The sequence below is a fragment of the Kineothrix alysoides genome (assembly GCF_000732725.1).
In the GTDB taxonomy this organism is placed as follows: Bacteria; Bacillota; Clostridia; order Lachnospirales; family Lachnospiraceae; genus Kineothrix; species Kineothrix alysoides.
Window position 1 is genome coordinate 927,106 of record NZ_JPNB01000001.1, and the last position, 20,370, is coordinate 947,475.

General features: G+C 45.0%; 18 protein-coding genes. 17 read left to right on the top strand and 1 reads right to left on the bottom strand.

Annotated features, from left to right (window positions below):
- The 9 genes from CC90_RS0104465 (at window position 1) to CC90_RS0104505 (ending at window position 7,054) form a co-directional block, all read left to right on the top strand.
- Window positions 1–726 (top strand): hypothetical protein, encoded by a 726-nt coding sequence (locus CC90_RS0104465; protein WP_031389617.1) that lies wholly within the window; start codon window positions 1–3, stop codon window positions 724–726.
- Window positions 727–795: 69 nt separating this feature from the next.
- The gene (gene copZ / locus CC90_RS0104470) at window positions 796–1,005 is read left to right on the top strand and encodes a copper chaperone CopZ (RefSeq protein WP_031389618.1); all 210 of its coding nucleotides are present in this window, start codon (window positions 796–798) and stop codon (window positions 1,003–1,005) included.
- Between the two features lie 27 nt (window positions 1,006–1,032).
- A complete protein-coding gene (locus CC90_RS0104475; protein WP_031389619.1) occupies window positions 1,033–1,734 on the top strand; it encodes a response regulator transcription factor in 702 nt (233 codons plus the stop codon).
- 1 nt (window position 1,735) lies between these two features.
- Entirely contained in the window at window positions 1,736–3,121 is a 1,386-nt protein-coding gene (locus CC90_RS0104480) for a sensor histidine kinase (RefSeq protein ID WP_031389620.1), read from the top strand.
- A 77-nt stretch (window positions 3,122–3,198) separates the two neighbouring features.
- Window positions 3,199–3,567, top strand: a complete 369-nt coding sequence (locus CC90_RS0104485) for a VOC family protein (protein WP_031389621.1) — start codon at window positions 3,199–3,201, stop codon at window positions 3,565–3,567.
- 365 nt (window positions 3,568–3,932) lie between these two features.
- Window positions 3,933–4,610 carry an amino acid ABC transporter permease gene (locus CC90_RS0104490; protein ID WP_031389622.1) on the top strand — a complete coding sequence of 226 codons (678 nt, stop codon included), beginning with the start codon at window positions 3,933–3,935 and terminating at the stop codon, window positions 4,608–4,610.
- Window positions 4,573–5,250: an amino acid ABC transporter permease gene (locus CC90_RS0104495; RefSeq protein ID WP_031389623.1), complete on the top strand. Its 678-nt coding sequence runs from the start codon at window positions 4,573–4,575 to the stop codon at window positions 5,248–5,250. Before CC90_RS0104490 ends, CC90_RS0104495 begins: the two co-directional genes overlap by 38 nt.
- Window positions 5,251–5,275: 25 nt before the next feature.
- Window positions 5,276–6,052: an amino acid ABC transporter ATP-binding protein gene (locus CC90_RS0104500; RefSeq protein ID WP_278245472.1), complete on the top strand. Its 777-nt coding sequence runs from the start codon at window positions 5,276–5,278 to the stop codon at window positions 6,050–6,052.
- Window positions 6,053–6,115: 63 nt separating this feature from the next.
- Window positions 6,116–7,054 (top strand): cysteine ABC transporter substrate-binding protein, encoded by a 939-nt coding sequence (locus CC90_RS0104505; protein WP_031389625.1) that lies wholly within the window; start codon window positions 6,116–6,118, stop codon window positions 7,052–7,054.
- A 36-nt stretch (window positions 7,055–7,090) separates the two neighbouring features.
- Here the strand turns inward: CC90_RS0104505 and CC90_RS0104510 are convergent, their stop codons facing one another.
- Entirely contained in the window at window positions 7,091–11,320 is a 4,230-nt protein-coding gene (locus CC90_RS0104510) for a 2-hydroxyacyl-CoA dehydratase (protein ID WP_031389626.1), read from the bottom strand.
- A 303-nt stretch (window positions 11,321–11,623) separates the two neighbouring features.
- On the opposite strand from CC90_RS0104510, the gene CC90_RS0104515 reads away from it, so the two are divergent.
- The 8 genes from CC90_RS0104515 (at window position 11,624) to CC90_RS0104545 (ending at window position 20,353) form a co-directional block, all read left to right on the top strand.
- The gene (locus tag CC90_RS0104515; protein ID WP_031389627.1) at window positions 11,624–12,484 is read left to right on the top strand and encodes a rhomboid family protein; all 861 of its coding nucleotides are present in this window, start codon (window positions 11,624–11,626) and stop codon (window positions 12,482–12,484) included.
- A gap of 34 nt (window positions 12,485–12,518) precedes the next feature.
- Window positions 12,519–13,256, top strand: a complete 738-nt coding sequence (locus tag CC90_RS0104520) for an RNA polymerase sigma factor region1.1 domain-containing protein (protein ID WP_031389628.1) — start codon at window positions 12,519–12,521, stop codon at window positions 13,254–13,256.
- A gap of 251 nt (window positions 13,257–13,507) precedes the next feature.
- On the top strand, window positions 13,508–16,453 hold the full coding sequence (locus CC90_RS0104525) for an insulinase family protein (RefSeq protein ID WP_031389629.1): 2,946 nt from the start codon (window positions 13,508–13,510) through the stop codon (window positions 16,451–16,453).
- 135 nt (window positions 16,454–16,588) lie between these two features.
- A complete protein-coding gene (locus tag CC90_RS22090; protein WP_035315150.1) occupies window positions 16,589–17,659 on the top strand; it encodes a DUF4349 domain-containing protein in 1,071 nt (356 codons plus the stop codon).
- Window positions 17,660–17,768: 109 nt separating this feature from the next.
- Window positions 17,769–18,683, top strand: a complete 915-nt coding sequence (gene era / locus CC90_RS0104535; RefSeq protein ID WP_031389631.1) for a GTPase Era — start codon at window positions 17,769–17,771, stop codon at window positions 18,681–18,683.
- A gap of 88 nt (window positions 18,684–18,771) precedes the next feature.
- Entirely contained in the window at window positions 18,772–18,987 is a 216-nt protein-coding gene (locus tag CC90_RS24165) for a hypothetical protein (RefSeq protein WP_132038498.1), read from the top strand.
- Entirely contained in the window at window positions 18,923–19,579 is a 657-nt protein-coding gene (recO, locus tag CC90_RS0104540; protein ID WP_031389632.1) for a DNA repair protein RecO, read from the top strand. Before CC90_RS24165 ends, recO begins: the two co-directional genes overlap by 65 nt.
- 132 nt (window positions 19,580–19,711) lie before the next feature.
- Window positions 19,712–20,353 (top strand): hypothetical protein, encoded by a 642-nt coding sequence (locus CC90_RS0104545; protein ID WP_031389633.1) that lies wholly within the window; start codon window positions 19,712–19,714, stop codon window positions 20,351–20,353.
- Window positions 20,354–20,370 lie beyond the last annotated feature (17 nt).

A 20,370-nucleotide genomic window follows, 5' to 3' on the forward strand; every position in this document is an offset into this window, starting at 1 on the left:
ATGAAGAAAAATATAAAAGCTATTATTGCGACAGCGGTTGCCGTTCTGGCTGTAGTCTCCTTCCTCCTCGTCCTTGTCACTACGGCAGGCGGCAGCCTGGATGTGATCGGAAGGGGCTCTGGAACTTCTTTTGCGGAGGTTTTGCAAAAGATACCGGAGCGTGTTAAAATTGATGAAGCGAACAGCGGATATAGTCTGGATGCTCCGGATGATACGGTACGCTTTATATGGAGCGGAGATTACAGTCAAAGCCCTTACTACGACGCGATGCTGGAATTCGATATACAGCCGTTTCTCGATGCAGGTCTGGATGCAGGAAAACTGCCGGACAATTACACCTTATCCGGAGATAAACTGTTAGCCGGTACGAAGTTAGGGACAGAGACATTTAAGGAAGGGGCTGCAGTTACTCCCCTTGCTGCCTATGAGAGGATCGTAGAGGAGCATAGAGACAAGATAAACTATCATTCCGCCATGGATCACTTCGGCGTGAAGCTGGATGGAGGAAATATGTTCGAATGGGCGAAGGATATGGGTACAAATTCTGTAACAGGCGATGTACAGGATAAGGATATCGTATTCGTACTTGATCCCCAGCCTTTGATAGAGGCAGGCGTTTCTCCGGAAAAAGTGCAAGGCTGGGCATATGCTACGGTAAAGGTCGAGGAAAATGGAAAGATGGTAGAAGTGTATAAGTTTTTAAAACCCTTTGATTTAGGTGAATAAAATATTGAAAATAAATGAAACAAGAAACAAACAAAAAAACTAAAGGAAACTGACAGGAGGATTTTCAAAATGGAAAAAGTGATTTTAAATGTGGATGGTATGTCCTGCGAACATTGCGTAAAGGCTGTTACCGGCGCGGTAGGAGCTTTGTCGGGTGTGTCCGGTGTGGATGTGGATTTGAAGGGTAAGACGGTAGCGGTAGAGTTCGATCCTTCCAAGGTATCCGTAGATGAAATTAAAGCAGAAATCGAAGACCAAGGCTACGACGTAGTCGCATAATCAAATAATTCGAGGAATGGAGCTGCTATGCCGGGCGTGAGCAAAAATATATTGGTTGTGGACGATGAACCTAAAATACTCGAGGTAATTTCTGCGCTTTTGGAGAACAAGGGCTTTCATGTCTTTCCCGCTGAGAACGGCGGGAAAGCTCTCGAGATATTCGATAGGGAGAATATTACGCTTGTAGTTTTGGATTTGATGCTGCCTGATATTTCAGGCGAGGAGGTCTGTAAGGCGATACGGAGGAAGTCGAGAGTACCTATACTGATGCTTACTGCCAGGGCGGAAGAAAATGATTTGCTGTATGGCTTGGAAATCGGTGCAGACGATTATATTACCAAGCCTTTCAGCCTGAAAGAATTATATGCGCGCATGGAGGCCATTTTGCGGAGAACGCAGAATGACCTTATGCCGTTAAATGTGAGGAATTCGTTTCATGACGGCGATTTCATCGTGGACTTTGAAAAAAATATTTTTCAGAAGTCGGGACATGCAGTCAGCCTGACACCCAATGAAATCAAAATATTGTCGGCGCTCATCAAATATCCCGGAAAAGTATTCACCAGAGAAGAACTCATAGGAATCGCGTTAGGCAGCGAATTCGAGGGCTATGACAGGGCTATCGACAGCCACGTTAAAAACCTGCGCCAGAAGATTGAGGATGACCCTAAGAAGCCGGTATATGTCCTGACCGTCCACGGGCTGGGCTACAAATTTGGAGGCGATTAGAATGATGCGGAGCTTAAGGACCCAGCTGTCTTTATCCATACTGCTGATTGTGCTTGTTACAGTAGCGCTCAGCAGTGTATTTTCCAATTGGTTTATCAATCAGGAGTTCGAGGACTACATCGCCAGGCAGGAGCAGGTACGGAGCGAGAATATCGTAAGTGATCTCGGTGCCCAGTACAATGGGCTCACTCGCAGTTGGAATCAGGACTTCTTACATACCATTGGTATGTATGCTTTATATGAAAGCTATATTATAAAAATTTACGATGCAGACGGAAATTTGCTCTGGGATGCGGAAAACCATGACATGTCCAAATGCTGGCAGGTCATGGATGAGATTTCTGCACGAATGGAGAAACTGAAAAAGGATGGAGGCTTTGTGTCCCATACCTATGATATCGAACAGGGTGGGCAGAAGGTGGGCTCTGTTTCCATTACCTATTACGGGCCCTTCTTTTTTAGTGAAAATGACTTCCTCTTTATCAATACGTTAAATATCGTCCTGCTTATAATCGGTGCCTTGGCGGGATTTTTTTCTATTGTGGTGGGAAGTCTGATGGCTCGCCGGATAGCGAGGCCTGTGACAAAGACAGCTTATATCGCCAAGGAGATTTCGGAAGGAAACTACGATATCCGTTTCGAAAGCGAGACGAATACCAGAGAGCTTAACGATTTGGTAACCGCCGTCAATCAGCTTGCAGACGCGTTAAACGAACAGGAGAATCTGCGAAAAAGATTAACTACGGATATCGCTCATGAGCTTCGTACTCCACTTACTGCAGTAGGTTCCCATCTGGAAGCAATGCTGGAAGGCGTATGGGAGCCTACACCGGAACGGCTTTCCAGTTGTCATGAGGAGATACTTCGCCTTGGAAATCTGGTGGCGGATCTGGGGCGTCTGGCCAAGGTGGAAGGAGATAACCTGAAGCTGAAAAAGGAGCAGGCGGACCTGTTGGAAATCGCTAAGGCAGCCTTCGAAACGCTGGAAGCGGAAGGGGCGAAGAAGAAACTTGTCATGTCTGTAGGAGGAGAATCCGCGGTGGTTCTGGCAGATAGAAGCAGAATGCTTCAAGTGACGATAAACCTCTTATCCAATGCCATAAAATATACGCCGGAGGGCGGCAGCATTTCTGTCGAAGTGTCAGACGCTTCGGGAGAAGGGCATATTCGGGTGAAAGATAACGGTATTGGAATCCCGCAGGAGGAGTTGCCCCTCGTTTTTGAGCGTTTTTACCGGACAGATAAATCCCGCAGCCGTAAGACGGGCGGCGCAGGAATAGGGCTGACCATTGCCAAATCTATCGTTACGGCTCATGGAGGCACGATCAATGTAAGCAGTAAGGTAAATGAGGGAAGCTGCTTTACGGTAACCATACCGAAAGAATAAGAAGCCGCACATTTAAGACTAGAACTCAAAGCTTTTGCAGAAAATAGTGAAAAAGTCTAAAATAAGGAGAATGAATTGTGAAAACAATAATCCCCAACCTATTCATCGAAAATACTATGGAGAACCTGAATTATTATCAGGGCATTTTTGGAGGCGAAATTAAAAATACCGTTCCTTCCCATGAAAATCCTGAAAGATTGATGCACGCAGAACTCTATATCAATGAAAATTGCGTTCTGTTTTTTGGCGACAGGGAAAAATCGGACAAGCCTAACGATACCATTCATGTTTATGTTAAATTGGAAACTGACGAGGAAATACAGAAGATATATGATAATCTAAAGACTACCAGTACGGTAGGCTATGAACTTCAAAAGACCTTTTGGGGCAGTCTGCACGCTATGCTTACCGATAAGAACGGAATTATATGGGACTTGGACAAATAATTATAAAAAAGCAATATCATACGGCAAATAAAAAAGCCATGATATGATATATATTTTCATATGTATTTCCCGATTAAAACGACGGCTTTGATTTTTTTACTTCAAAGCCGCCGTTTCATTTTCTTATAAATTATGTTGAAAAAAAGGAAAGTAAAGGTAATTTTTTTCCATAAAATTATAAGATATTTAATTTATAAAAAGTGTTGACAATATATAAAATCGATAATATACTAAACCTATAGACTTGATAGGAATTGATTTTGGCCGTGTGACACCGCGGAAAGAGCCGAAAGATGGAAAGCAGGTACGAGCATATATATGCTTCTTTTTTTGCGCCGAAACGAGAGGGAGAAGGAGAAAGACAGATGGATTTGGAATTTATGAGAACGCATTTGCCGCTTTATACCGAGGCGGCATGGCTGACCTTGAGAATAGCTGCCATGGGAATCCTGCTGGCATTTTTGATCGGGCTGGTTACAAGCATAACAAAATACTTGAAGATACCGGTACTGACACAGATAGCAAATGTTTATATAGAACTATCGAGAAATACTCCGCTTTTGATACAGTTGTTTTTTCTATATTTTGGCCTTCCCAAACTGGGAGTAGTACTTAGCTCAGAAAGCTGTGGGATTATCGGACTGGCGTTTTTAGGAGGCAGCTACATGTCGGAGGCGTTTCGTTCAGGACTGGATAATGTGGCGCAGATACAGACGCAGTCGGGACTAAGCCTGGGCTTTACAAACAGCCAAATATTCCGGCATATCATACTACCGCAGGCAGTGTCCACTTCTGTACCTCTGTTTTGTGCAAATGTCATTTTTTTGATAAAAGAAACTTCGGTGTTCAGCGCGGTAGCGCTGGCGGATTTAATGTTTGTAGCAAAGGATTTGATCGGTATTTATTACAAGACGGATGAAGCGTTGTTCATGCTGGTATCAGCTTATCTGGTAATTCTGCTTCCGATATCTGTTATTGCATCATTCATAGAAAGGAGAGTACGCTATGCAGGATTTGGGGATACAAGTGCTGTTTCAGGGTAGGAATTTTATAAGGCTGTGGGAAGGCCTATGGGTAACCCTTCGCATAGCGGTAATCTCTATGGCGTTTTCCGTTTTGCTTGGCTTCTTTTTAGGAATGGTCATGACGATGCACAATAGGGCGGTGCGATGTATTACGAGGCTTTATCTGGAAACTGTCAGAATTTTACCTCAGTTGGTTCTGCTCTTCCTCGTATATTTCGGTGCAGCGAAACATTTAGGAATCAATATGTCCGGTGAGACAGCAGCCATTATTGTGTTCACCTTTTGGGGAACTGCGGAAATGGGGGATTTGGTGAGAGGCGCTCTTATCGCTACGCCGAGGCATCAATACGAAAGTGCAGGCGGCTTGGGGATGAATACGCTGCAGACCTATTTTTATGTAATCATCCCGCAAACGATAAGGAGATTGCTGCCTCCTGCCGTGAACCTTCTTACAAGAATGATAAAGACAACATCATTGGTGGTGCTCATAGGCGTGGTTGAGGTAGTAAAGGTGGGAAAGCAGATCATAGATGCATCGAGGTATCAGACGCCCACCGCCGCGCTTTGGATATACGGAGTGATATTCATCATGTATTTTATCGTTTGTTATCCGTTTTCGAGGCTGTCGCTATGGCTGGAAAAGAAATACGAAATCTAGGATAATACCATAAATCATCTTAAGAATTTCAGAGAGGCAAAATGAAAAAATGAATGAAGTTTTACAAGTAAAGCATTTAACGAAATCGTATGAAAAAGACGAACCGGTTTTGAAAGATATCAATTTCAATCTGCAAAAGGGAGAGGTGGTAGTCATTGTAGGCCCTTCAGGATGCGGTAAGAGCACCTTTTTAAGATGCCTGAACCTGCTGGAGCCCATCGATGAGGGAAGCATCGTTCTAGGCGGTGAGACTATCGGAAGAAAGGATAAGAACGTTCATCAGCACAGACAGAAAATAGGCATGGTATTTCAAAGCTATGAATTGTTTCCTCATCTTAGTATTATAAATAACATTCTGCTGGCGCCGGTAAAGGTACAGAAGAGAGACCGGAAGGAAGCGGAGAGGGAGGCATTAGCCTTGTTAGAACGGGTGGGGCTGTCCGATAAAAAAGATGCTTTCCCGAGGCAGCTGTCCGGAGGGCAGAAGCAAAGAGTAGCCATAGTGCGTGCCCTTATCATGAATCCGGAGGTATTGCTTCTGGATGAAATAACGGCAGCGCTGGACCCGGAAATGGTCCGCGAGGTGCTTCAGGTAGTGTTGAAGCTGGCACAGGAGGGGATGACGATGGCAATCGTAACCCATGAAATGGAATTTGCGAAAGCGGTGGCGGACAGGGTCATGTTTATGGATCAGGGCGTTATCGTAGAGGAGAATACGGCAAAGGAATTCTTCGCCTATCCGAAGACGGAAAGAGCAAAACAGTTTCTAAATACGTTTCATTATGAAGCGTTAGAAATATAAACAAAATGAAGGAGAGAGCAGTGTGAAAAATGAATTTTTCACGCGCAAACAAGGAGGATTATTATGAAAAAGAAATTATTAGGAGTCATCTTGACAGCAGGTTTATTAGCAGGAGTACTGGCGGGCTGTGGCCAGACGAAGGAGGCAGCTTCCACGGCTGCACCGGCGACGGAAGAAACAGCACCGGCAGCAGAAAGTGCCGCAGAGCCGGCAGAATCGCAAGACGCTTCAGCTTCGGCGCAGGCGAGAAGCTTAGAGGACATCAAAGCGGACGGAAAGCTGGTAATCGGTGTGTTCAGCGATAAAAACCCCTTTGGCTACGTAGATGCCAACGGTGATGTACAGGGGTATGATGTGTATTTTGCAAAGCGTCTCGCTTTGGATTTATTCGGCAGTGAGGATGCGGTAGAATTCGTATATGTAGAAGCAGCCAGCCGGGTGGAGTATTTGAAATCTGCTAAGGTAGATATTATCTTAGCTAACTTTACCGTAACGGACGAAAGAAGCGAGCAGGTAGATTTCGCATTACCTTATATGAAAGTAGCCTTGGGTGTGGTTTCTCCGGAGAGCAATCTGATAACGGATGTGGAGCAGTTAAAGGAAAAGACACTTATCGTAGTAAAAGGAACTACGGCAGAAACTTATTTCCAGGAGAATTATCCGGAGATCAATCTTTTGAAATTTGACGAATATCAGGAAGCGTATGACGCTCTGGCAGACGGAAGGGGAGATGCCTTCTCCACGGATAATACGGAGGTATTGGCTTGGGCTTTGCAGAACAAAGGCTTCGCAGTAGGCATTGAATCCATCGGAAATTTGGATACGATCGCTCCGGCGGTACAGAAGGGCAATACCGAGCTTCTTAACTGGATTAATGAAGAAATCGAGAGCTTGGCGGCAGAGCAGTTCTTCCATAAGGATTTCGAAGAGACCTTGAAGCCGGTATATGGAGACAGCGTGGATGCGGACAGCTTGGTAGTAGAGGGCGGAATTGTAGATTAGTGAAGTATGTTCATAAAAAAATAGGACCGAAAGGTCCTATTTTTCTAGGTTTTTTTGTGCGGTGGAAAGCATCAGTTTTATTCTGTTCAACTGGTTTACCTCGCTTGCACCGGGATCATAATCGATAGCAACGATGTTCGAGAGCGGATATTGCTTCCGAAGCTCCTTTATCACGCCCTTTCCTACCACATGGTTAGGAAGGCAGCCGAAAGGCTGGGTACATACGATATTGTTAACGCCTCCGTGTATCAGTTCCACCATTTCCCCGGTTAAGAACCAGCCCTCGCCGGTTTGATTGCCGATGGATACGATAGACTTCGCGTAATTCACGATCTTGTATATGCTTACCGGAGGATGGAAATGTTTGCTCTTTTCAAACGCTCTCCTTGCAGAAGCGCGCAGGAATTCGATGCCGTCGATGCCCAGCTTGGAGACAAAGGCTGTTTTCTTGCTCATGCCAAGCTCCTCCGCTTTATATATCTGATTGTAGAAGCAGTAGAGCATAAAGTCGATCAAATCGGGAACCACAGCTTCCGCGCCTTCGGACTCCAAAAGCTCCACCAGATGATTGTTGGCGGCGGGAGCAAATTTTACGAGGATTTCGCCTACAATGCCGACCTTCGGCTTCACTTCTTCCGTAATGGGAATCGCATCGAAGTCCTTCACGATCAAGCGGCACATTTTTCTGAATTTAAAATAATTCATATGTTTTGCAGATACGAAATCCTGACACTGTTTAAGCCATTTCTCATGCACTTTCTCCACTGAGCCGACTTCTTTTTCATAAGGACGCATACGGTAAACACAGCGCATGAAAATATCCCCGAAAATGGCTCCGTAAGCGGCGCGCATAAGCAAATCTGCGTTCAAGTCAAAGCCCGGATTGGTTTCTATCCCTGCCATATTGAGAGATATAACGGGAATCTGAGGCATTCCGGCCTTTTCGAAAGCCCTTCGTATAAAACCTACGTAGTTGGTAGCGCGGCATCCGCCTCCGGTTTGTGACATGATGACAGCTACTTTATTTAAGTCATATTTCCCGGATAGGAGGGCATCCATAATCTGTCCAACGACCATCAGTGACGGATAGCAGGCGTCGTTATTTACATATTTAAGCCCTACGTCCACGGCATGCTTGTTGTCATTGGACAATACCTCGAAGTTATAACCGCAGGATCGGAAGGCCGGTTCCAATATTTCGAAATGAATAGGTGACATCTGGGGGCAGAGAATCGTATATTCCTCGCGCATTTCCTCCGTAAACGGAACCTTATGGATGGCAGATGAGCGAATTTCCCGCTCTTGATTCTTGCTGTCCCTCACGCGAATAGCAGAGAGGAGAGAACGGATACGGATTCTTGCCGCACCGAGGTTGTTTACCTCGTCGATTTTTAAACAGGTATAAATTTTACCTGAACCGGAAAGAATATCGCTCACCTGATCGGTGGTAACGGCGTCCAGACCGCAGCCGAAGGAATTCAGCTGAATCAGGTCTAAATCCTCCCTTGTTTTCACGTAGCTTGCCGCAGCATACAGCCTTGAATGATACATCCACTGATCGGATACAATAAGGGGACGCTCAGGGCTCGCTAAATGGGAAACGGAATCTTCTGTCAGAACAGCAACGCCATAGGAGGTAATAAGTTCGGGAATGCCGTGGTTGATTTCAGGGTCGATATGGTAAGGACGTCCGGCAAGGACGATGCCATGCCTGCCGTTTTCTTCCAGATACTTTATAGTTTCTTCACCCTTTTTCATCATATCGAGCCTTGCCTGATCCATTTCCTTCCATCCGGCATCCACTGCGTCGATAATCTCTCCTGCAGGAATTTCCGTAAATTCCTTGATTAAAGCCTCCGATATGGTTTTTACATCGCGGAAGGACATGAAGGGATTTCGCAAGACGGCTTCGCCGTGTCCGATTTCCTCCATATTATTTTTTATATTCTCCGAATAGGAGGTCACGATAGGACAGTTATAGTGATTATTGGCCTCTTCGAATTCATTGCGCTCATAAAAAAGAGCCGGGTAGAAGATGAAATCTACACCCTTGTGAATGAGCCAGCTCACATGGCCGTGGGCAAGTTTAGCCGGATAGCACTCAGATTCGCTCGGAATGGATTCAATGCCAAGCGAATAAATGTTGTGGTTGGAAAGAGGAGAGAGAACCACCTGATAACCCAGCTTCGTAAAGAACGTATGCCAGAAGGGATAATTCTCGTACATGTTGAGAACCCTTGGAATGCCTACCCGTCCCCTTTTCGCCTCGTCGGTAGGAAGGGGTTCGTAGCCGAATATTCTTTTTAATTTATATTCGAAGAGGTTGGGGATACCATCCTCATTCTTAGTCTTTCCAAGTCCGCGTTCGCAGCGATTGCCGGAAATATATTGTCTTCCGCCGCTGAATTTATTAATGGTCAGGCGGCAGTTGTTCGTACAGCCCTTGCATTTCGCCATGCTTGTTTCGAATTGGAGAGCTCCTATCTGTTCGATAGAAAGCATGGAAGTATCATAGTCCTTGGAATAACGTTCGCGGGCGATGAGAGCTGCGCCGAAAGCGCCCATGATGCCTGCGATGTCGGGACGAATTGCCTTGCAGTCCGCAATTTTCTCGAAACCGCGGAGGATTGCATCGTTATAAAAGGTACCGCCCTGCACTACGATGTGCTTGCCCAGCTCCGAAGCGTCTGCGACCTTTATTACCTTGAAGAGTGCATTTTTAATAACGGAATATGCAAGTCCCGCAGAGATGTCGGACACCTTGGCGCCTTCCTTCTGTGCCTGCTTTACCTTGGAGTTCATAAATACGGTACAACGGGTTCCGAGGTCGATAGGATGCTCCGCGAACAAAGCAGCCTGAGCGAAATCCTCTACACTGTAGTTCAATGATTTTGCGAAGGTCTCTATAAAAGAACCGCAGCCCGCAGAACATGCTTCATTAAGCTGTACGCTGTCTACGGTCTGATTTTTGATTTTGATGCACTTCATGTCCTGACCGCCGATGTCGAGAATGCAATCCACGGAAGGGTCGAAAAAGGCAGCGGCATAATAGTGTGCCACCGTCTCCACTTCACCGTCATCCAATAAGAATGCAGCTTTCATCAGCGCTTCTCCGTATCCGGTAGAACAGGAACGCACGATGTTTACGTCCTCGGGCAGCAGCGCATAAATCTCCTTGATGGAGCGGATTGCCGTCTTCAAAGGGCTTCCGTCGTTACTGCTGTAGAAGGAATATAAGAGAGAACCGTCTTCCGCTACGAGAGCCGCTTTGGTAGTAGTGCTTCCGGCATCGATGCCGAGGAAACAATTTCCATGATAGGATGCCAGATCCGAGGTGGCCACATGATGTACGGAATGTCTGTTCTTGAATTCCATATAAGATGCTTCGTTTTCAAAAAGGGGTTCCATACGTTCCACTTCGAAGTCCATTTTTATGTCGGAGGAAAGCTTTAAGACCATCTCCTCCATGGAGTAAAACACCTCTTCCTTTGCGTGCAAGGCGGAACCGATGGCGGCAAAAAGGTGAGAATGTTCTGGATTTACAATATGCTCCTCATCCAGTTTCAGAGTACGGATAAATGCCTCCTTCAGCTCGGATAAAAAGTAAAGAGGACCTCCCAGGAAAGCCACATGTCCTCTGATCGGCTTGCCGCAGGCAAGACCGGAAATCGTCTGGTTGACAACCGCTTGGAAGATAGAAGCGGAAAGGTCTTCTTTGGTGGCACCTTCGTTGATGAGAGGCTGAATGTCCGATTTGGCAAATACACCGCATCTTGCCGCGATGGTATATAGGGAATGATACTCCTTGGCATATTCGTTAAGGCCCGAGGCATCCGTCTGTAATAAGGAAGCCATCTGGTCGATGAAGGAGCCAGTACCTCCGGCACAGATGCCGTTCATACGCTGCTCCACATTTCCCCCCTCGAAATATATGATCTTCGCATCCTCTCCGCCCAGTTCTATCGCCACGTCGGTCTGAGGAGCCAGCTCCTGCAGCGTGGTGGAGACAGCAATGACCTCCTGCACAAAGGGAACCTTCAGATGATTGGCCAAGGTAAGTCCTCCTGAGCCGGTAATCATTGGATGCAGCTCGATATTTCCAAGCTGATCGTATGCCTTTTGCAATAGGCTTGATAACGTTTCACGGATGTTTGCAAAATGCCTTTCGTAATCTGAAAACAATATTTCATGGGCATCGTTTAAAATGGCTATTTTTACAGTGGTTGAACCGATATCAATTCCCAAAGTATAGCGTAATTCACTCATAGTATCCGCCCTTTCCTTTTTGATATTTAGACATGCTAAACCCTGAGCTTTCCTAATTTATAATATATAACGGATAGTCCTCAGACATGCCCAATCATTATACGACACGTAACTACAAAAAGCAATGTTGGTGCCGGAATATTTTCATTATATTTTTTAAAACAATTTGTAAAAAAATAGGATTAGAAAGTTAAATTTTTATTATATCTCGTGAAACCTGCGTGAGTTTATTTACTTTTACAGATGGGAATGTTAGAATATAATCGCATGTTTTTAGGCATAGAATGGAGGAATACGGAAAAAATGAGTAATTTTGAAAGAAAGTTCGGCAAGTATGCAATTAAGAACATTTCGCTGATGCTGATCATGTGCTACGCGGTAGGGTATTTGATCAATTTGATAAACCCTTTGTTTTTATCTTATCTGACCTTAAACCCATATGCGATTCTGCATGGACAGATTTGGAGAATCCTCACATGGATCATTGTGCCGCCGGATACTTCCAATTTGTTTTTTGTGTTAATTATGCTTTACTTTTATTATTCCATCGGGACGACCCTGGAGAGATCCTGGGGAACATACAGATATAACGTCTATTTGCTTTCCGGAATGCTCTTTACGGTAATCGGAAGCTTTCTTCTGATGGCCTATTGCTATATATTTAACGGAGATATTATGGCGGCTTACGGAGCGAAGGATTTCTTCAGTGCAGTATCCTTCTATTTCAGCACATATTATGTAAATATGTCTATTTTCCTTGCGTTTGCAGCGACCTTTCCCGAGGCCCAGGTGCTTCTCATGTTCATCATTCCGGTTCGTATCAAGTGGCTGGGAATAATATACGCGGTAATGCTGGGGGCACAGTTTCTTACGGGAAGCGTTTACAGCAGATTTGCGATGGGAGCGTCCCTGCTTAACTTCGTAGTATTCTGGTTCACATCGAAAAACCATATCCACATGTCGCCAAAGCAGGTAAAACGCCGTCAAGAATTCAAAAAAGAAGTGAAAAGAAGTACGGGGGTGACCAAGCATAAATGCGCGATTTGCGGCAGAACAGAAGTGGATAGTCCCCAGTTGGAATTCCGTTTCTGCTCTAAATGCGACGGCAATTATGAATACTGTCAGGAGCATTTATTCACTCATGAACATGTGAAGCTATATTAAGCAGCAGGAATATGAAAGGAGCATGGCTATAAAAATGAATAAGGAGATTTTGTTCGCAAATGCTTTGGAGGAATTGAAGAGGACCGCAAAAGAGCAGGGAAACTGCATAGCGCAGGAGCAGATAGCGGCTGCTTTTAAGGAAATGGAACTATCCGAAGAGCAGATGGAGCTTGTCACCGATTATTTGAAAAAGCAAAGAATAGGTATAGGAGAGCCGGTGGATGCCGAGGAATACCTGACGAAGGAGGAAGCTGATTATCTGGAAACTTATCTGGAGGAGCTTAAAAACCTTGAGCAGGTAACGGCAGGAGAGAAGGAGGCAATTACCTTGTCTGCCATGGCAGGAGATGCTCAGGCTCAGGCCCGGCTTACGGAGCTTTACCTCCCCGAGGTGGTGGAAATCGCCAAGCTGTACGGCGGACAAGGTGCCTATCTGGAGGATTTGATCGGAGAAGGCAACCTGGCCTTAGCGGTGGGAGTAGGAATGCTGGGGTGTCTGGAGCATGCTCATGAGGTACAGGGAATGCTGGGTAAGATGATTATGGACGCCATGGAGGAGCATATCGCAGGAAGCCTTCAGGAAAAGCAGACGGATAAATATGTATTAGATAAGGTAAATGTAGTGGCAGATCAGGCCAGAGAACTTGCGCAGGTACTGCAAAGAAATGTGACGGTGGCTGAGCTTTTGCAGGAGGGCAAGCTGTCAGAGGAGATTATTCTGGAAGCGATCCGCATGAGCGGAGATAATATCGAATATATTGAAAAGCAGTAAAATAGGCGGCCTTTAGACAATAAACCGCTCTCTGTCTACTTGGCAGAGAGCGGTTGTTACTGTTCACATAGTAGCTTAACACTTGCTGTTAAGCTACAAGCGGTTTATATTACAAATAAGTTTTGTTTTGCATATGTTTTTCTATTTTGCTAAAAATGATAGAGTATGATATGATAAAATTGCTGTTAATCCATTGAAAATGGAGAAAAAACGAGAAAAGAAGTGGACGGAAAAGGAGAACGACGGTTAGTATGAGAGGTATAGAAGAGCTGAAACAAAATATAAAGGATTTGGAAGGCTATGAAATTATAGAGGCGAGAGAAGTGGGGGATTTGAATTCCCAGGGAGCACTTCTTCGCCATAAGAAGACGGGAGCGAGAATTACCGTATTGTTAAATGAGGACGATAATAAAGTTTTTTATATTGGTTTTCGGACCCCGCCGGCGGACAGCACCGGTGTGGCGCATATTGTGGAACATACTGTGCTTTGCGGTTCCAGAAATTTTCCGGCAAAGGACCCGTTTATAGAATTGGTGAAGGGTTCTTTGAATACATTTTTAAATGCGATGACCTATCCCGATAAGACCGTTTATCCTGTAGCGAGCTGCAACGATAAGGATTTTCAGAATTTAATGCACATTTATCTGGATGCAGTATTTTACCCCAATATTTACAAGGAGGAGAAGATATTCAGACAGGAAGGCTGGCACTACGAGCTGGAAAGTGCGGAGGATGAGCTGACCCTTAACGGAGTGGTTTACAACGAGATGAAAGGGGCCTTTTCCTCTCCGGACGATGTTCTGGACAGAGAGGTTCTTAATTCCCTTTACCCGGATACGCCTTACGGCACCGAATCGGGAGGAGATCCGGACGTGATTCCTGCTCTTACCTATGAGGATTTTCTGGATTTCCACAGAAAGTATTATCATCCATCCAACAGCTATATTTATTTATACGGGGATATGGATATGGAGCAGAAGCTGCGCTTTATCGACGAGGAATATTTATCCCGCTTCGAGGCGCTCAGCATAGACTCTCAGATCAAGCTTCAGGAGGCATTTGAAGCGCCGAGGGAAATATATAAGGAATATTCGATTATGGAAGATGAGTCTGAGAAAGAAAATACTTACCTGACCTACAATACCGTAATCGGCGACAATTTGGACAGAAAGCTGTACATCGCCTTTCAAGTGCTGGATTATGCTCTTTGTTCCGCACCGGGTGCGCCCTTGAAGCAGGCGCTGACGGATAAAGGAATCGGCAAGGAAATATACAGCACCTACGATAACGGAATCATGCAGCCCTTCTTTTCCGTAGTAGCTAAGAATACGGACCTTTCCCGTAAGGAAGAGTTCGTGCGTACCATCGAAGAGGTGCTGGCGGTACAGGCAGAAAGCGGAATCGATAAAAAGGCGCTGGCAGCAGGCCTTAATTATTTCGAGTTCAAATACAGGGAATCGGACTTCGGCTCTTATCCGAAGGGACTCATTCTGGGACTGCAGGCGCTTGACAGCTGGCTTTACGACGAGGAAAAGCCATTGATTCATGTGGAAGCGAACGATACCTTTGCGGCACTCAAAAAGGAAATAGAAACGGGATATTTCGAGGGACTGGTTAAAAAATATCTCCTTAATAACACCCATAAGACGGTAGTGGTACTCTCCCCTCAGAAGGGACTGACCTCGAAGAAAGAGGCAGCCTTGCAAAAGGAGCTTCAGGAATATAAGGAAGCTTTAAGTGATCAGGCTATGGAGAGAATCATAGAGGAAACGAAAGCGCTGGAGCGCTATCAGGAGGAGCCCAGCTCCAAGGAGGATTTGGAGAAGATACCGCTTTTGACGAGAGAGGATATGAAAAAGGAAGCGGAGGACTTTGTCAATGAGGAGCGGTATTCGGACGATACCTTGATTTTGTTTCACAATATATTTACAAACGGCATCGGCTATCTGCGGTTCGTCTTCGACATCGGAAACGTGCCGGAAGAACTGTTTCCCTATATCGGTATACTGAAGCAGGTGTTGGGCATGGTGGATACGCAAAATTACAGCTATAGTGATTTATACCACGAGACGAATATAAAGACCGGCGGTATTGATATGGTGGTGAATACTTATTCCAATGCGCTGAATCTGGATGATTACAGTATAAAGTTCGAAATCAAAGCAAAGGTGCTGTATGAAAATTTGCAGGAAGCCTTTAGGCTGGCAGAAGAAATTGCGCGGCATTCCAAGTTCGACGATACGAAGCGTTTATATGAGATCATTGCGGAGGTACAGTCCAGGATGCAGGCGACCATGACCTCCTCGGGACATTCCCTGGCGGCTATACGGGCATTGTCTTATATCTCCGGCACAGCGGCAGTGGCAGAACAGATAAGTGGAATACCGCAGTATCGTTTGCTGGAGAAGCTGGAATCGCAGTTTGAAGAAGAAAAGACCGATTTAATAGAGAAATTAAAACAGCTTACGGAATATATCTTCCGCCCTGAAAACCTCATGGTGGATTACACTGCAACTGAAAAGGAATATCCGGGAATTGAAACCATGGTGAGAGCATTTAAAAAGGATTTATATACTTCTCCCGTGGAGAAAAAGAAATTTGAGCCGAGACTTGTAAGAAAGAACGAAGGTTACCTTACTTCCTCGCAGATACAGTTCGTATGCCGTGCCGGCAATTTCATCCACGAAGGACTTCCCTATACCGGAGCGCTTAAGGTGCTTAAGGTGATGATGGGTTACGATTACCTCTGGAACAGAGTGCGGGTAAAGGGCGGTGCCTACGGCTGCATGTGCAATTTCGGCAAATCGGGAGACAGCTATTTCGTATCCTATAGAGACCCCAATTTGGAGAAGACAGTTGAGGTATACGAGAATGCTGCGGAATATATCAGTACCTTCGAAGCGGATGAAAGGACGATTACGCAGTTCATCATCGGAGCTGTCAGTGACCTGGATGTGCCCATGACGCCGGCTACCAAAGGGGTTTATTCCATGGGAGGCTATCTGACAAAACTGTCCTTCGACAGAGTGCAGCAAGAGCGGGATGAGTTACTTGCCACGACGGCAGAAACCATAAGAGGATTGTCGGAATATATCAGAGCCTTTATGAAAGAGGACTGCCTATGTGTGGTGGGAAATGAGGAAAAGCTGAAAGAAAACGAAGCGATGTTCATGAATATCGAACCTCTTTTTCATTAATGGAGCATATATCATGTAATAGTGGATATATTTTAATGGTCAATTTTATACCTGAGATGTGCAGTGTTTTTGAATTTGTATATCCGGATTAAAATTGGCAGGTATGGAAAGAATGGGGGATTAGTAGGAGTTATTATGGAAAAATTATGGATGAGGAACTGGAAATATAAGCTGCGGATAGCAATAGCGGGTATAACGGTGCTTGGCTTTGCAGGTTGTGGAAGTGTAAACACTTCCAAGACGGACAGCGCGGTGGCCCCCCAGGAAGCAAGTACTGCTGCTTATGAAGGATATGCTTCCAACGACGTATATGTGCAGGAATATACGATGGCAAGCGAGGAGTCTGCACCTGCAGAGGCAGGGGGGACTTCGGAAGAGGTTTCTGTGGCCTCCAATCGTAAATTGATTAAGACCGTGAGCATGGACGTAGAGACAGAGGTCTTTGACGAGCTCCTTCCCAAGGTGGAAAGCAAGGTGTCGGAGCTTGGCGGCTATATGGAGAATCTGAACGTTTATAATGGAAGCAGTAGGTATGGGCAAAACAACAGATCCGCCAGCCTTACGATTCGAATCCCCGGAGGGAAGCTTTATAATTTCGTGACGGCGGTATCGGATATATCTAACGTAACAAGCCGCTCGGAGAACACGCAAGACATCACACTGCAGTATGTGGACACGGAGAGCCATAAAGAGGCCTTGGAGGTAGAGCAGGAGAGGCTGTTAGAACTGCTTGAAAAGGCGGAAAGCATGGAGGATATCATAGCCATTGAATCCCGGCTGTCAGAAGTGCGCTACCAGCTTCAGAGCATGGAATCCCAGCTTCGCACCTACGATAATCTGGTGGATTATTCCACTGTATACCTAACGATCAGCGAGGTGGAGGTGCTGACCCCGTCCCTTCAAGTATCCGCATGGGAAAGAATATCCGTGGGATTTATAAGCTCCATGAACAGCGTGGGAAATGGAATTAAAAATTTCTTTATCTACTTGATTATCTGGCTGCCTTATATTGTCGTATGGGCGATAGTTATTATACTGGCGGTGCTGCTTATCAAGCATTTCTTTAAGAGAAAGTATAATAAAAGCAGCAGATCATTTCTTCGCAGATATAAGCAAAAGAAAGAAGATACGGCAGAAAAGAACGAGCCAAATAAAGCGGAAAAGATAGAAGAGGATAGAAACGATAAAGAAGAAGGCAAGAGTTAAAATAAAGCTGGGTTCAGAGACGGACGCAAAGCAAAAGTAGAAAGAAAAGCAGAAGCAGAAATAAAAGTAAAAGCGGAAGTGAAACAAAAGCAAAAGCGAGGAATAAAATGTGAGCGATAATTACAAATCAGGGTTTGTTACTTTAATAGGCAGACCGAACGTAGGAAAATCAACTTTGATGAACCATTTGATCGGGCAGAAAATAGCGATTACCAGCAATAAGCCCCAGACCACGAGAAACAGAATACAGACGGTTTACACCTCTGAGGAAGGTCAGATAGTCTTCGTGGATACGCCGGGAATCCATAAGGCGAAGAATAGGCTGGGAGACTATATGGTGCGTGTGGCGGAGCGGACTATGTCCGAGGTGGATGTTATTCTCTGGCTGGTAGAGCCTACTTCTTATATCGGGGCGGGAGAACAGCATATCATCGAGCAGCTTAAAAAGGTCAACACTCCGGTCATACTCGTTATTAACAAAACGGATACGGTGAAGAAGCCTGAAATATTAAATTATATTGATATTTATCGAAAAGAGCTGGAATTCGCGGAAATTGTACCTGTATCGGCGCTAAAGGGCGACAATACGGATGTGCTCATAAGCTGTATCATGAAATATCTGCCCTATGGTCCGGCATTCTATGATGAGGACACAATAACCGACCAGCCCGAGCGTCAGATCGTAGCGGAGCTAATAAGAGAAAAAGCACTCAGGTGCCTGGAGGATGAGATACCACATGGAATTGCGGTATCCATAGAAAGCATTAAATATCGGAGGAGCAATAAGGAATCCATTGCAGATATTGAGGCCACAATCATTTGCGAAAGGGAATCTCACAAAGGAATCGTCATAGGTAAGCAAGGCGCCATGCTTAAGAAAATAGGCAGCCAGGCGAGGCCGGAAATCGAAGATATGCTGGAATGCCGTGTGAATCTGCAGCTTTGGGTAAAGGTAAAAAAAGATTGGCGGGACAGTGATTTCCTTATAAAAAATTTTGGCTACAATCCAAAAGAATCCGAATAGGAAATCCAAAAAAAGCGAACCCTAATATTAATACTGAAAGTGTTACTAAAGTATAACTTTTTAGTATCATTACGTTAGGGGGCACAAGATGAAAGAACGAAACTACTGGCAACAATTTTTTAGTACAGGAAAAATTGAGGATTACTTAAGCTTTAAGAATACGCAGGAGGAAACGACGGCGTCCGGGTCGCTCGGAGGTCATATAGCGGACGGCAGTGCGGCCATAGGAGATAATCCATATGCAGGAATTTGTGAAACTAACAGGAATGGTTTTGAAGACGGTGCCTATCGGGGAATACGATAGGCGCGTCGTTATTTTGACGAAAGAGAGGGGAAAGGTGTCGGCCTTCGCCAAAGGGGCGAGAAAGCCTAACAGCAGGCTGGTGGCCGCAGCTTCCCCCTTTTCCTTCGGAGAGTTCAAGATGTATGAGGGCCGTTCTTCTTATAATATCGTGGAGGCGGACATATCCAATTATTTTGAAAAGCTCAGGGAAGATTTTGAAGCGGCATGCTATGGAATGTATTTTTTGGAAATCATGGATTACTACACAAGAGAGAACAACGATGAGAAGGAAATGCTGAAGCTTTTATATCAGTCTCTCAGGGCTTTGCAGCTTCCATCTCTGGATAAGAATCTGGTGCGTTGCGTATTCGAAATAAAGGCGCTTGTTTTAAACGGAGAATATCCGGGAATACCTAATAATAGGGGTAATTTTACGGAATCCACCGTTTATGCGATGAGCTACATAGAACACAGCCCGGTGGAGAAGCTATATACTTTTACGGTAACCGATAAGGTACTTAAGGAGCTTAGGGCGATTGCGGACATTTATAAGAAGGAATATATGGATAGGGAATTCAAAAGCCTGACCATATTAAAGGACTTGACCACATAAATTGTCTATGAAATGCTTTGACGTAATTTATATATTGAAAAACAAACTTAAGTCAGCTATAATATTGTGAATGTAAATGTAATAAGGAAAGAAAAGGACATGAAGGAAAGTGTCCGGTGTCGGAGGACGGAAATGATGCGTAAAATAGGAGCAGTAGCGGGAGTTATTTTTACGGGGCTCTCTTTATGGGGATGCGGTGGAAGCGATATAGACAACAAGGCACAGGCGGCAGCCTCATCCAATACGGTGATGGAAGTCCTAAAAGACGGCAGCATAGTGGAGACGATAACGGAGGATTTCACTGCCGATTATTATAATGAGGATGATTTAAGAAGCATGATTCTTTCGGAGGTCGCGGAGTATAACCGGGATTCTGAGAAGGACATATCCGTGGATAAATTCGAAAATAAGGACGGAATTATTACGGTGGCAATCAAATATCCGTCTGCGGAAGCATATACGGACTACAATTCCAGCCAGTTCGACAGCAGGCGGCTATTTGTCGGAACGGTGAAGGAAGCCTATGACGAGGGTCATTCGTTGGACGTAACCTTAACAAGTGCGGATAATGACGAGGAAAGCATAGGAAAGGAAGATCTTCTAGGAATGGGAGAAAATCACATATTGATTTCCGAGGTGCCGTTTCGCGTGGAGACCTTTGGGAAAATCTTATATTTTGACGATAATGTAGTTTCCTTAGGCAAGAATGAGGCGGCGATGCAGACGGATGAAAACGGGGAAAGTTTAGGAAAGTATTATATAGTTTTTAAATAAAAAACGTCCGTAAAAAC

Coding starts and splice junctions, on each gene's coding strand:
- CC90_RS0104465 (WP_031389617.1), top strand. CDS start 1: ATGAAGAAAAATATAAAAGCTATTATTGCGACAGCGGTTGCCGTTCTG.
- copZ (WP_031389618.1), top strand. CDS start 796: ATGGAAAAAGTGATTTTAAATGTGGATGGTATGTCCTGCGAACATTGC.
- CC90_RS0104475 (WP_031389619.1), top strand. CDS start 1,033: ATGCCGGGCGTGAGCAAAAATATATTGGTTGTGGACGATGAACCTAAA.
- CC90_RS0104480 (WP_031389620.1), top strand. CDS start 1,736: ATGATGCGGAGCTTAAGGACCCAGCTGTCTTTATCCATACTGCTGATT.
- CC90_RS0104490 (WP_031389622.1), top strand. CDS start 3,933: ATGGATTTGGAATTTATGAGAACGCATTTGCCGCTTTATACCGAGGCG.
- CC90_RS0104495 (WP_031389623.1), top strand. CDS start 4,573: ATGCAGGATTTGGGGATACAAGTGCTGTTTCAGGGTAGGAATTTTATA.
- CC90_RS0104505 (WP_031389625.1), top strand. CDS start 6,116: ATGAAAAAGAAATTATTAGGAGTCATCTTGACAGCAGGTTTATTAGCA.
- CC90_RS0104510 (WP_031389626.1), bottom strand. CDS start 11,320: ATGAGTGAATTACGCTATACTTTGGGAATTGATATCGGTTCAACCACT.
- CC90_RS0104515 (WP_031389627.1), top strand. CDS start 11,624: ATGAGTAATTTTGAAAGAAAGTTCGGCAAGTATGCAATTAAGAACATT.
- CC90_RS0104520 (WP_031389628.1), top strand. CDS start 12,519: ATGAATAAGGAGATTTTGTTCGCAAATGCTTTGGAGGAATTGAAGAGG.
- CC90_RS0104525 (WP_031389629.1), top strand. CDS start 13,508: ATGAGAGGTATAGAAGAGCTGAAACAAAATATAAAGGATTTGGAAGGC.
- CC90_RS22090 (WP_035315150.1), top strand. CDS start 16,589: ATGGAAAAATTATGGATGAGGAACTGGAAATATAAGCTGCGGATAGCA.
- CC90_RS24165 (WP_132038498.1), top strand. CDS start 18,772: ATGAAAGAACGAAACTACTGGCAACAATTTTTTAGTACAGGAAAAATT.
- recO (WP_031389632.1), top strand. CDS start 18,923: ATGCAGGAATTTGTGAAACTAACAGGAATGGTTTTGAAGACGGTGCCT.
- CC90_RS0104545 (WP_031389633.1), top strand. CDS start 19,712: ATGATGCGTAAAATAGGAGCAGTAGCGGGAGTTATTTTTACGGGGCTC.